Raw genomic sequence first — 13,719 nt, forward strand, 5'->3', positions numbered from 1 at the left:
CATCCGTAATTGATTATGTCTGTAAAATTCCGAGATCCTTCCTTCGTCAGGACGACAGCTAGGGGGGGCGAAGATTGAGAGCCTGCACGCTAAAGGCATCCGTAATTGATTATGTCTGTAAAATTCCGAGATCCTTCCTTCGTACCAATGACACGTTTGATAGAACTGTGTTAATAACCTTTCAGGCCCATATTTATTTACCATAAGATATTTCTACCTGCCATACATCCCCAGCGGGGATGAATTATTTTAGCATGAAGGAAATTGAACAGTATAGGGCTAATGCAAAACCGATGTTCGATTAATCGAACATCGGTTTTGCGCGACTTTCAGGCTAACGTGCCATGCCAGCTAAAATAATGGAACCCCTATAGGGATGTAATCAAAAAATAAAAGCTTCTAATAAATTCCAATTCAAAATTTTTATTCTTAGGAGGACTTGACCTCATTCGAGACACATTCCGAAAAATTGCAAAATGTTTAATATAATCCTCCACTGATATTCGGAGCATTCTGCATTGTCCTTCGAATGTTTCTCGAATATGCCTCGAATGAAACCAGAGTTTATGGTTTTTATGGAAATGAAATTTTAACTCTGTCTATTTATTATTTCTAAACCCCTTTTGTCCTCGTTATGTTAAATTTTTTAACGAGCTGAACAAAAGAAATAGATAATTGTTAATCGAGCAAATGAATGGCTCAAATAGCTAAGGAATGCGAAGTTGATGATTATAAATATATATTATGGCCTGATGGTCCTAATATGCTTAAAATGATGCTGTTTGGACGGATTTAATGCCTTTATGGGTTAATTTAAGTAAACATTTATTTTGTATCTTTGATAAGAACTAAATAAAAATGGACAAAATATGTTTATTATCGGTTCAGATATGTTGTTCATTCCGTTTCTCAATTGAGTATCTTCGTAAGAATAATTCTGATGGAAGTCTTAGAGGGGAAAATTTATCGTTCTATTGATCTTATTGGAATTTTTTGGACGGATCGTCCGTCCGGTTTTGAGTATTTTTATGAATCAAAAAAAATAATTTTTAATTATGTTGAAAGGTTTTTTTACAGTTCCTACGCCAACGAATGAGCCCGTTTACTCATACGCTCCTGGAACTAAAGAAAGAAGTTTATTAAAAGAAGCTATTGCTGCTGCAAGAGCAACAGAAATAGATATCCCGATGTACATTGGAGGCGAGGAAGTTCGCACCAGTAAGAAAGTGAAAATTACACCTCCACATGACCACAAACATGTGCTAGGTTATTTTAATCAAGGTACGAAAGAGAATGTTAAAGAGGCAATCGATGCTGCTTTAGCTGCTAAAAACGATTGGGAAAATCTTCCATGGGAACAGAGAGCTGCAATTTTCTTGAAAGCTGCAGAGTTGATCTCCACAAAATATCGTTATAAATTGAATGCTGCTACCATGCTTGGACAGTCAAAAAACCCGTACCAAGCAGAAATCGATTCAGCATGTGAGATCGCAGATTTCTTGCGCTTCAATGTGAAGTACATGAGTGAAATCTACCAACAACAACCTCCAATCAACCCTAAAAATGTATGGAACAGAGTAGAGCAACGTCCTCTTGAAGGATTCGTATTTGCATTGACTCCGTTCAACTTTACAGCTATTGCAGGTAATTTACCTACAAGTGCTGCGATGATGGGTAATGTGGTGGTTTGGAAACCAGCAAATACACAGATCTATTCAGCGAATGTGTTGATGGAGATCTTCAGAGAAGCTGGCGTTCCTGCTGGTGTGATCAACTTGGTATATGTTTCAGGACCTGATGCAGGTGATGTAATCTTCAAACACCCTGATTTCGCTGGTATCCACTTTACAGGTTCAACCGGTGTATTCCAAGATATCTGGAAAACAATTGGTGAAAACATCCACCTTTACAAAACATACCCTCGTATCGTAGGTGAAACTGGTGGTAAGGACTTTATCTTAGCTCACCCATCTGCTGATTTAGATGTATTGAATACAGCATTGGTTCGTGGTGCTTTTGAGTTCCAAGGACAGAAATGTTCAGCTGCTTCACGTGCTTACGTTCCTAAATCTCTTTGGAAAGAGCTTAAAGAAAAAATGGAGCGTGATATCAAAACCTTCAAAATTGGTGGAACGGAAGATTTCAGCAACTTTATCAATGCGGTTATTGATGAGAAAGCTTTTGATAAGATCACAAAATATATCGATAGAGCAAAAGAGTCTAAAGATGCAGAGGTTGTAATCGGTGGTGAGTACGACAAATCTAAAGGTTACTTCATTAACCCTACGGTTATCGTTGCGGAGAAAGCTGATTACGAAACCATGTCAGAAGAATTATTCGGTCCGGTATTGACAATTTATGTTTATGACGATAAGAAATGGGCTGAAACCTTGAAATTGGTTGATACTACTTCAATCTACGCATTGACAGGTTCCATTATCTCTCAAGATCGTTATGCAATCGAAGAAGCAACTCATTACTTACGTAATGCAGCTGGTAACTTCTATATCAATGATAAATGTACAGGTGCCGTGGTTGGACAACAACCATTTGGCGGAGCAAGAGGATCAGGTACCAACGATAAAGCAGGATCTATGATCAACCTATTGCGTTGGGTATCTCCAAGAACGATTAAGGAAACCTTTAATCCAGATGTAGATTACCGTTATCCTTTCTTATCTGAGGAATTATAGAATATTATTAAAATAAGTCATGAGGAGCTCTCTGAAAAGGTGGCTCCTTTTTTTTTGTGCTGCCCTTCGGTTCCGATAACTGTCGAAGCTACATTCCAAAATACAACCCCTAGCGGGCAATGTCATTAATTTAAGAAAGAAAACAAACTTTAGATTCTTCGTTACTTTTGGAGCGCAAAAGTAATCAAACCGACGAAGGAGCTCAGGGATACCAATTCTCTTCATTACTTTTGGAGCGCAAAAGTAATCAAACCGACGAAGGAGCTCAGGGATACCAATTCTCTTCATTACTTTTGAAGCCCAAAAGTAACCAAAACCGACGAAGGAGCTCACGGATACCATAAACAACTCGAATCCGTAACGCTTCGGCTCATTTAAGATGGGTTTTCGCACCATCCATCGCACATGAAAAGAATGCCTTGATGTCGAGGATGCCGTTCTTCTAAATTCTCCCTTTAGATTGGAGAATTTCTTGAAAGCATCCAAGCCCAATCCCATCGCACAGGGCCACGGCATTCGTTCCCTTTTTCCGCCATTGGAAATGAGCCAGGGGCTAAAGGACTTCCTGCGGAAGGATTGATGTTTGTAAATTTGGGAACCCCATGAAGGGGTGAAATCTTTGTAGATCCAAGGGGTTCCCCATGGAGAACCCACAGCGGGGGTGAAATATTTTTCTAAAAATCCTCTTTATTGGGCGAGCTTAATAAAAAATAGTTTCCTCATCTTACGATTTCTGAATGACCAAATCCGAAAAAAAATAAAAAATAGATTCTTCGCTACGCTCTGAATCCCTCTCGGAAACATCCGATTTTGAATGATCAGTGAAGAATCTGTACGGTTTTCCAACAAAAAGTCCTGTCCTCGTCAATCGAAGACTGACAACTGTACGCCTACGAAAATTGGAAACCCTTCAAGTGGGCATGAGTTACGATCTTGGTCGATCCTCCTATCCCATGGATCCTGGTTCTTGCCATAATCTTGGTCGATCCTCTCATCCTTGGTATCCTGGTTCATGTCCTGATCATGGTCGATCCTCTAATCCCGTACACTGCGCTGTGTCGGAGGGCATCCTTGTTCAAACCATCCTCAGCCCCTTCCAATCTGGTTTAACTTTTTTTCTGTCCTTCCATAAATTTTCTTATTTTGAAGGAGGGAAAACAGCTGTTACAACACTGTGTTTCTTACCATTATTAAACTGATCATCAATTAGAGCTGCGTATATGTTTAAAAGATTGTTTTTATTGGAATGGAGATCTTTTTTTAGGTCGGCTGATCTGGGGAGAAGTTTGTCCGTCAGGCTTCTTCTGGCTTTCCTAGGGATTTATTTTCTAGGCTCTGCGGTAACTTTTGGAGTTTCCTTACATTTTTTGCTCAGTGAATTGTTCCCGAATGAGGTACCGATCTATTTCGTGGGTAAATTTCTGCTGTATTGGTTCTTTTTGAGTTTCTTGATACGGTTGATGATGCAAAAGCTTCCCATTCAAAATGTCAAGCCCTTGTTGGTCTTAAATATACCACGGAGTAACATTGTAAATTATACGCTCTTGAAATCATCTAATTCATTTTGGAATTGGATGTTGTTGGCCGTTGTTGTTCCCTATTTGATCATTGCCGCAAGGGTAACTGATTTCACGAATTTTCAATTGTTAGCTTGGTGCATTGCCGTGGTGGGATTTGAATATGTCGTTAACTACCTGAATCTCTATGTACAGCAGAACTTCGATAATGGGGTTCTGAAGGCCCTTCCAATTTTTGCCTTACTCGCAATCATATTTGGCTTGGATTATTTCGAAATATATTCCATTTCAGGATTATTTGGACAGTATTTCAATCTGGTTTTAGAATTTCCAGCTTTATGTTTAGCTGCGGTAGTCTTAGCGGTATTGAGTTATTTTCTGCTCTATCATGATGTGAAAAAGAATTTGTTTTTGGATGCTTATCTGCAAAAAGAAAGGTCGGTAGTCAAAAACTATGATCTTTCATGGACGAACCGTTTTGGAGAATTGGCTCCTTTTCTTCAGTTGGATATGAAATTGATCTGGAGGTCAAAAAGAGCGAGGACAGTAATTTACTCTTGTTTGATATTTTGCCTCTATGGCCTACTTTTCTATCCACAAAAGGAAGGGAACCCAACCACTTTAGTCTTTGTGGGTATTTTTATTACGGGAATATTTGTGATCAATTTTGGTCAATTTGTTCCGGCTTGGGATAGTACCTATTTTGCCATGTTGATGACTCAAAATATGCCCATCAAACTTTATTTGGAATCTAAAGCGATGCTGATGTATCTCTCCATTGCGATCATGACCGTGTTGAGTACAGGATACCTTTACTTTGGATGGATGATTGTTTGGGTTAATATAGCCTGTGCAGTCTATAATTTAGGAGTCAACGTTCCTGTTATCCTATATTTTGGCAGCATGAACAAGAAGAGGATCGATCTGGACAATGGCAATATCTTTAACTATCAAGGTACCGGTGCAGCTCAATGGTTGGTCGGTATACCTTTACTGATTGCACCAATTATCATTTGGGCAAGTGTCTATTATGCAGGAGGCATCAACGTAGCCAATATTACGCTCATTGTCATTGGCTTAATTGGATTTGCTTTACGGAATGAAATATTAAATAGGATCGCTAAAAAGTACGAAGATAACAAGTACAAAATGTTGATAGGGTTTAAGGAGGTTAATAATTAATTGTAGGCTTTGAAATTGAAAATAAATGATCGAGATAAAAGATATAATAAAAAGCTATCATGGAGTTCGGGTTTTGAATATCCCGAGTTTACATATTAGAAAAGGGGAGAGCATAGGATTGGTCGGAAACAATGGAGCTGGGAAAACAACTTTGTTTAGTTTGATTTTGGATCTGATCCAACCGGATTCAGGCGAGATATTGTTGAATGATATACCAGTCCATGGACAAGATGGCTGGAAGAAATTTACCACCGCCTTTATTGATGATAGCTTCCTGATTGGATACCTTACCCCTGAAGAATATTTCTATTTTCTGGGTGAATTACGAGGGATGAACAAAAGTGATGTAGATGCGCTTTTAGCGGAGTATGCAGAGTTTTTTAATGGTGAAGTTTTGAATAAGAAGGTTTATGTGCGCGATCTTTCCAAGGGTAACCAAAAAAAGGTTGGTATTGTCGGGACACTCATTGGAAATCCTGAATTGATTATTTTGGATGAACCCTTTGCAAATCTTGATCCTACTACACAGTTTAGGTTAAAAAAACTGATTGCTAAAATAAGGGAAAATAAGGATGTAACGCTGTTGATTTCCAGTCATGACCTTTCCCATACGGTTGAAACTGCAGATCGGATCATTGCGTTGAGCATGGGCTTGATCGTTAAAGATGGTATCAAAACGGAGGAAACACTGGCCGAGTTGAATACATTCTTTGCAGTTGAATAATAAGCTTGATGGCTAAGCTATGTTTATGGCCAAGCAGAATATAAGTAAGAATCTCAGATTGGAGATGGCTTTTAGCTATTCTCCAATCTGGGATTTTTTATTTGATAGCTAGCTCAAAAGAGCGCTTATCCATTTTTTGAAAATCTATTGATGGTGCTTCCATCATCAAGGTTCAAGGAGACCTGAAGGACTTTTCCTTGGGCTGTGATGTCCACATAGGTTCTATTTCCTGCTTTTGGACCACCGCCAATTATCACATAATAATTATGGGAATTATCGGGTGGATGGAAACTGTATTTATGTGTATGTCCTGAAATTACGGCATCTACCTTATTGTCATTCAATATATCGTGGAAACATTCAAAGTTATGTTTGGTTCCATGCCAGTCATCCGAATGATGGAAGGGGATATGGGTCACGACAAGGGTATGTTTTGCTTCCTTACGTTCTTTGGAGTGCAACACTTTGGATAACCATTCCTTTTGTTCCAATCGGTAATTATCGTAATCCACCGTGCCGGCATATACTTCATGGTCATCAGGTTTATCCTCTCCACTGTCCAGAATGATCCAATAGATTGGCCCCATGCGGAATGCTTGGTAGAACTTGTTTTCTGGGTAATCAAAATATTTTTTGTAGTCTCTGGCGAAGCTTCCTCTAGTTTCATGGTTACCTCGTATCATGAGGAAAGGGGTGGTACTGGCAAATTTGTTTCCAACAGGCTTCAATAGTTTTTCGGTCAGGTCAGCTTGGTTGCTCACATAATGGAAGGAGTCGCCATTTAGGAATACCAAATCCTTTTTTGCCAATTTACTCTTATCAAAAAGGAAAGCATAGCTGTCTTTATCCTCATGGATGTCATTCAGGATCAAGCATTGTATGCTATCCTGTTTGGGTAGGGGAACAGAAATCTCAAAAGGTTCCGATTGAATGGTGCCAGCATATTCAATTTTATAGGGTTCGAATTTAGTGATTTCCTTGCCTACCACCTTGTATTTCAACTGGCCGTTCATATGGTTTACCTTGAATTTGAAAAGGTCGGTATTTGCGTTTCGCATTCCGTCCTCTACCTGATAAATGGATTTGACGGTCTTGTTATTGGCATCTAGGACTTCAACCCAGGCTAGGCATGGTTTGTTGAATATCGCGCAGATGGTTACAGTCTCGGCATTCAGGTTCTGTAAGTAGGGTGGACAGGCGAGCGAAAAGGCTTCGTTCTGATTGGGGATCAGCTTTTCTGCATAGGCAGGGGTACTGGCTCCTAAACCAATTAATCCTAATCCTTTCAGGAAATTTCTTCTATTAAAGTTCATGCTAGATTGAGGTTAGATTTTGTCTCTATAAATTTATAAAAAACATCCTAGCATTGGATAGGTAAATGATGATGTAGGACTAATTTTACAATAGCGGATTTTTATCCATAAAAAAACAGCAGCTCAGATGAGCTGCTGTTTCAATATGTCCTCCTATTAATTTGAAACCTAGAGGAGTTTTGTAAAAAATGATTCTAATTAATCTTCTTCCCTGATAGCGGCTTGATCAAGATCCTGACCACTTACTTCAGCTCTGATTTTGTGTTCAAGTTCATCCATTAAATCTGGATTGTCTAACAGTAAGGTTTTCACGGCATCACGACCTTGTCCCAATTTCGTGTCACCATAGCTGAACCATGAACCTGATTTTTTAACGATTCCGTATTCCACACCTAGGTCAATGATCTCACCAACTTTGGAGATACCTTCACCAAACATAATGTCAAATTCAGCGATACGGAAAGGAGGGGCAACTTTATTTTTCACGATCTTCACTTTTACGCGGTTACCAGATACCTCATCAGAATCTTTGATCTGTGAAGTACGACGGATATCCAAACGTACGGAAGCATAGAATTTCAATGCATTACCACCAGTAGTCGTTTCAGGGTTACCAAACATCACACCGATTTTCTCGCGTAATTGGTTGATGAAGATACAACAACAGTTGGTCTTAGAAATGGTACCGGTCAACTTACGTAAAGCCTGAGACATTAAACGAGCCTGAAGACCCATTTTGGATTCACCCATTTCACCTTCAATCTCGCCTTTTGGAACCAAAGCTGCAACGGAGTCAATCACGATAACGTCGATAGCTCCGGAGCGGATCAAGTTATCTGCAATTTCCAATGCTTGCTCACCATTGTCTGGTTGAGAGATCAAAAGGTTCTCGATATCAACCCCTAGCTTTTGTGCATAATATTTATCGAAAGCGTGTTCCGCATCAATGATTGCTGCGATACCACCTTTTTTCTGTGCTTCTGCTACAATATGAGTGGCTAAAGTAGTCTTACCAGAAGATTCTGGACCATAGATCTCGATGATACGTCCTTTTGGAACTCCACCAATACCTAAAGCGATATCTAAGCCTAATGAACCTGTAGAGATAGCCTCGATAGGTTCAACAGCTGTATCACCTAATTTCATGATGGTACCTTTTCCGTAGTTCTTTTCTAATTTATCTAATGTAAGCTGTAAGGCTTTTAGTTTGTCTGAGTTGCTCATATTTTTAGTATAACGTTGTCAAAAATAATTTATAATATTGAATTCTACAAATAAAATGCTAAAAAAGTTAGTTATTTTGTTTTAATATGTTCAAGATGTTTGTTTTCTGTTGTTTTAAGCTAGATTTTAAAGAAGGATTTAATCTTTGTTAACCAATTTTGCCTTTTTATTCCGTTCAAAATACCTGCAAAAATAGGAGATGGGGCAAATGTCGCATTTTGGTGATCTTGCCAGGCATATATATCGACCATGTAAGATTAGCCAATGATGTGCCATGGCAATGGTATCTTTAGGTAAATGTTTGACCAATTGTTTTTCTGCTGCCAGTGGGGTTGTTGCCTTATTGGTCAATCCTATTCGGTCGGCCACCCGGAACACATGTGTATCTACAGCCATGGCCGGGTTATGGAATACCACAGAAGAAATCACATTGGCTGTTTTGCGGCCGACACCGGGAAGTTTGACCAAGTCTTCGACCTTCTCCGGAATTTCCCCCTGGAATTCACTGAGGAGTTTTTGAGCCATACCAACCAAGTGTTTCGCTTTGTTGTTGGGATAGCTTACCGATCTGATATAAGTGAATACCTCATCAGGGGAGCTAGCCGCTAAGGATTCAGGATCGGGGTATCGTTCAAAGAGGGCAGGGGTCACCTGATTTATCCTTTTGTCCGTACATTGAGCAGAAAGAATAACCGCAATGAGCAATTCAAATGGATTGCCATAATTCAGTTCCGTTTGTGCGTCAGGATTGTGGGTAGAAAAATATTCAACAAAAGCCTTGTAACGTTCTTTTATCAGCATAAACAAAGATAATAATATTTCTAGGGAAGATTTAAGCTTTGTTGAGGGAATAGGGTATAAATGACGAAGCCACTCTTTCTTAGAATGGCTTCGTTATTATAAGTTACGTAAGGTCTTAGAATAGTTGAGGATATTTTCTATAGTTCTGTCTTCTGGATCTTTAGACAACTGTTGTATGCAACTTTTGATTTTTTCCTCGAATGATAATTCAAGATTAACGTCTTGAATGATACCTGAAAGTTGACCTTCGTAATTTACTTCTTTTGTTTTAGTAGAGTTTTCGACCATAAGCATCTTGTTTTCTATCTAAACGCAAGATACTTAGCAATATTGTGAAAAATTTAACATTTTTTTACTTTTTTTCTGAAACTAATTTATTAGCCTCTACAATAGCATTATAGGCATTCACAATACCTCCACTTACGCTGATTTCATCCAAATACACGCGTTTCGTGTTACCATCTTTTTTGATCTTAACTTTTTGATCCACCTTAGTTACGCTCTTCATAATGACCTCTTTAACTTGCTCGGCAGTCAATGAAGGGTAATAGGCACGGATCATTGCAGCTAAACCTGCAACAACAGGTGCTGCCATACTCGTACCTTGGTTCTCTTTATATTTAGACTCAGGGATCGTTGAGTTAATTTTTACTCCTGGCGCAAAAACATCCACGCTGCGGTAACCATAGTTTGAGAAGTTCGCTAATAGATCAGCATCCTGTTTCAGGCCTGTTGCACCAACGGTGATCCAGTTCTTGGCTTCACCAACAACAGCATCTACGCTATCGGTAAAATATTTGGTCGGGTAGTTTTTCTCTATATCATTATCCTGAGCATCATTACCAGCTGCATGAACAAGTAATACATCTTTAGATTCAGCATATTTAATGGCTTCGTCCACTGCTTTTTTATTGTAAGCATAGCCTTTTCCGAAACTCATGTTAATTACCCTTGCTCCATTATCCACAGCATAGCGGATACCATTGGCCACATCCTTGTCGCGTTCATCACCATTAGGAACCAGACGAACAGCCATGATCTGTACATGATCCGCAACACCGTTGACACCTTTGTTGTTATTGCGTTTAGCACCGATGATACCAGCAACATGGGTTCCGTGTTCAGCATCTGGACCTTTTACATCTGGGTTTCCATAAATGCGTTGGGAAGCGTCTTCATAGTCGTCGCCTACAACGTCTCTAGGATCAAACTCTTTGTTTAAATGGGAATCGACCTGATCGGTAAAGTATTTTACAGCATCCTCTATGTCCGTGTAGAATTTCTCGAATGAACCATTGTCAAGTTCTTTCTTTGCGATCCTAATGGCCATCTTTTGCTGGTCCCCTTCCGCTTGGAATGCTTCCAGATCTGCTTTGGTAATATCTTTAGGGGCTTTGCCGATTTTTTTCACTACAGCATCTACTTCATTTTTAAGACGGCCATAGTTCAACTTGCCGAATGAAGCTTCTTCCATTTTAGAAGTATAGTCTGTGATCATTTTTTGGTAGGCCACGAACTCTCTTCTTTCCTTTTCAGAAAGAGGCGTACTTGGTAATACGGAAATGTATTTAGGTTCGTAGATACGGATAAGACGGGTTACTTCTAAGTTATCTTGATTAACATTCAATCCATCTTTACCGCCAATAAAGTTCCATCCATGTACATCATCGATATAGCCATTGCCATCATCATCTTTGCCATTCCCAGGGATTTCCTTTGGATTGGTCCATAATACATCCTTTAAATCTTCGTGTTGAATATCCACACCACCATCTAGTACAGCCACAACAACAGGGGTTGCTTTTTTGCCTTTTAAAAGTTCTTGGGCTTTTTCAGTACTGATACCCATGACACCGTCTTTTTGAAAGTCAAGATTATACCAGTTTGCTGGGGGAGTTGCAGTCTTATCTTGGCTAAATCCAAGGGTTGGAAGAATTCCTAAAGCTAAATAGCACAGAAATTTATTTGTTCCTATCATATTTTTATAGATTATAATTCGACAAATTTAATATTTTCAACTAGATGCTTTTGTTAATTAATCTAAAATCACAAAAATTTTATCTTATTTTTAAGCATTCATTAACCATTATTAACTAAATAGTATGAAAGATAAATATGTAATTGGTTTAATATTGTCAATCATGATATCATCCTGTTCATCAGATAACAAAATACAGAAAGAGCCACTGAGTTGGCCCGACGCAACGGCACCTATTGCCGAAGAAATAGCCCATGTAAGAATAATCCACGGAGATACGGTCGCTGACCCTTATTATTGGATGATTGATTATTTCAAAAAAGGACCAGATTCTTCGAAGGTTGTGGCTTATCTGGAAGCAGAGAATAAATATACAGAGGCCATGATGAAGGATACGGAATCTTTTCAGGATATCCTTTTCAAGGAAATGAAGGGTCGGATCAAGGAAACCGATGAAAGTGTCCCATATTTGAGAAACGGGTATTACTATTATCAAAGAACGGAAGAGGGGAAGCAATACTTTAAGCTATGCCGCAAAAAAGGGAGCCTAGATGCCAAAGAAGAAGTATTGTTGGATGTGGATAAGATGGCTGAAGGATTTGCCTATTATGCCATTGGTGGTGCGACGGTGAGTCCGGACAATAAACTGCTTGCCTTTTCGGTAGACACGGTTTCCAGAAGAGAGTACGTCATTCAGTTTAAGAACCTGGAAACAGGAGAGCTTTTAGCTGATAAAATTGTCAGGACTTCTGGAGGTGCTGTTTGGGCATCAGATAATAAAACGATCTTCTACACTTCCAAAAACCCTGTGACCTTATTGAGTGAAAAAATAAAGCGTCATGCCTTGGGTACCGATGCTGCATCGGATGCAGTGGTTTATGAGGAAAAGGATAATACCAACTATATCGGGGTAAGCAAGTCCAAGAACGATCAATACATCTTTATCTATTCAGGTGGTACCTTAAGTTCGGAGACCAGGTACATTAAAGCTGATGAGCCCAATGCGGAGTTCAAGGTTTTCCAAGCCAGAATGAAGGATGTCCTTTATGATGTAACACCATTGGCAGATAAGTTTTTAATTGTTACCAACGATAATGCACAGAACTTTAAGGTGATGGAAACACCATTGGATAAAACGTCTAAAGAAAACTGGAAGGAATATATCCCACATAGAAAGGATGTTTTGGTGCAGGGGATCGATGAGTTTGCGGATTATGTAGCCATATCAGAAAGGAAAAATGGATTGACGCAATTGGCCATCAGGAACCTAAAGGATAATTCTCAGCATTACCTTGATTTTGGTGAAGCTGCCTATACAGTTTATCCGAGTACCAATGCAGAATACAATACCGACGTATTACGATATGGATATACTTCCATGGTCACTCCATCCTCTACATTTGATTATAATATGAAGACCAAAGAAAAGACCTTGATGAAGCAACAAGAGGTTCTTGGCGGTTATGATATGAAGAACTATGTGACGGAGCGTGTAATGGCCAAGTCTACAGATGGTACAGAAGTTCCAATTTCTATCGTCTATAAGAAGGGCACCAAGAAAGATGGTACTGCTCCATTGTTGTTGTATGCATACGGTTCCTATGGTAACTCCATGGATCCAAGCTTCAGTTCTTCGAGATTGTCTCTATTGGACCGAGGGTTTATCTATGCATTAGCGCATATTCGTGGTGGTGAGGAAATGGGAAGACAGTGGTATGAGGATGGGAAAATGATGAAAAAGAAGAATACGTTCACCGATTTTATTGACTGTGGCAAGTACTTGATCGATCAGAAATTTACTGCCACGGAGCATCTTTATGCCCAAGGCGGAAGTGCCGGCGGATTGTTGATGGGTGCCGTGATCAATATGTCGCCAGAAATCTGGAATGGCGTGATTGCCCAGGTTCCATTTGTCGATGTAGTGAACACCATGTTGGATGAAAGCATTCCATTGACGACGAATGAATATGATGAGTGGGGGAATCCCAACAATAAAGAAGCATACGATTATATGAAATCATATTCTCCATATGAAAACATTGAGGCGAAGGAATATCCAAACCTATTGGTTACCACTGGTCTCCATGATAGTCAGGTGCAGTATTTTGAGCCTGCAAAATGGGTGGCGAAATTGCGCGCAACCAAGAAAGGTAACAATGTTATCCTTTTGAAAACTGATATGGATTATGGACATGGTGGAGCATCGGGCAGGTTTGATTACTTAAAAGATGTTGCACTGAGTTATGCATTCCTATTTAAGTTGGAGGGAATAACCAAATAAGAGGAA

10 protein-coding genes are annotated in these 13,719 nt (G+C 39.4%); 4 read left to right on the plus strand and 6 right to left on the minus strand.

The window, feature by feature from the left end:
* Positions 1 to 1,055: 1,055 nt before the first annotated feature.
* Complete coding sequence (pruA, locus tag RT138_RS15710; protein ID WP_185213346.1) at positions 1,056 to 2,693, plus strand: L-glutamate gamma-semialdehyde dehydrogenase; 1,638 nt, start codon at positions 1,056 to 1,058, stop codon at positions 2,691 to 2,693.
* On the opposite strand, the gene RT138_RS15715 is transcribed toward pruA, so the two are convergent.
* Together RT138_RS15715 and RT138_RS15720 are read right to left on the minus strand one after the other, a co-directional pair.
* Positions 2,688 to 3,347, minus strand: coding sequence for a hypothetical protein (locus tag RT138_RS15715; RefSeq protein WP_313191423.1), 660 nt, complete (start codon positions 3,345 to 3,347; stop codon positions 2,688 to 2,690). The genes pruA and RT138_RS15715 overlap by 6 nt on opposite strands.
* Before the next feature lie 210 nt (positions 3,348 to 3,557).
* On the minus strand, positions 3,558 to 3,707 hold the full coding sequence (locus tag RT138_RS15720; RefSeq protein WP_313191424.1) for a hypothetical protein: 150 nt from the start codon (positions 3,705 to 3,707) through the stop codon (positions 3,558 to 3,560).
* Positions 3,708 to 3,913: 206 nt separating this feature from the next.
* On the opposite strand from RT138_RS15720, the gene RT138_RS15725 reads away from it, so the two are divergent.
* Together RT138_RS15725 and RT138_RS15730 are read left to right on the plus strand one after the other, a co-directional pair.
* Entirely contained in the window at positions 3,914 to 5,392 is a 1,479-nt protein-coding gene (locus RT138_RS15725; protein WP_313191425.1) for a DUF5687 family protein, read from the plus strand.
* Between the two features lie 25 nt (positions 5,393 to 5,417).
* The gene (locus RT138_RS15730; RefSeq protein ID WP_313191426.1) at positions 5,418 to 6,116 is read left to right on the plus strand and encodes an ABC transporter ATP-binding protein; all 699 of its coding nucleotides are present in this window, start codon (positions 5,418 to 5,420) and stop codon (positions 6,114 to 6,116) included.
* Between the two features lie 125 nt (positions 6,117 to 6,241).
* Here RT138_RS15730 and RT138_RS15735 read toward each other — a convergent pair whose 3' ends face one another.
* The 4 genes from RT138_RS15735 to RT138_RS15750 all read right to left on the minus strand — a co-directional run bounded on the left by RT138_RS15735 (position 6,242) and on the right by RT138_RS15750 (position 11,432).
* Complete coding sequence (locus tag RT138_RS15735) at positions 6,242 to 7,429, minus strand: metallophosphoesterase (protein WP_313191427.1); 1,188 nt, start codon at positions 7,427 to 7,429, stop codon at positions 6,242 to 6,244.
* Between the two features lie 198 nt (positions 7,430 to 7,627).
* On the minus strand, positions 7,628 to 8,653 hold the full coding sequence (recA, locus tag RT138_RS15740) for a recombinase RecA (RefSeq protein WP_185213351.1): 1,026 nt from the start codon (positions 8,651 to 8,653) through the stop codon (positions 7,628 to 7,630).
* 138 nt (positions 8,654 to 8,791) lie between these two features.
* Positions 8,792 to 9,454 carry an endonuclease III gene (gene nth / locus RT138_RS15745; protein WP_313191428.1) on the minus strand — a complete coding sequence of 221 codons (663 nt, stop codon included), beginning with the start codon at positions 9,452 to 9,454 and terminating at the stop codon, positions 8,792 to 8,794.
* A 352-nt stretch (positions 9,455 to 9,806) separates the two neighbouring features.
* On the minus strand, positions 9,807 to 11,432 hold the full coding sequence (locus RT138_RS15750; protein ID WP_313191429.1) for a S8 family peptidase: 1,626 nt from the start codon (positions 11,430 to 11,432) through the stop codon (positions 9,807 to 9,809).
* Between the two features lie 124 nt (positions 11,433 to 11,556).
* Here RT138_RS15750 and RT138_RS15755 point away from each other — a divergent pair, with 124 nt between their 5' ends.
* A complete protein-coding gene (locus RT138_RS15755) occupies positions 11,557 to 13,713 on the plus strand; it encodes a S9 family peptidase (protein ID WP_313191430.1) in 2,157 nt (718 codons plus the stop codon).
* Positions 13,714 to 13,719 lie beyond the last annotated feature (6 nt).

The organism is Sphingobacterium sp. (genome assembly GCF_032065005.1).
Classification (GTDB): domain Bacteria; phylum Bacteroidota; class Bacteroidia; order Sphingobacteriales; family Sphingobacteriaceae; genus Sphingobacterium.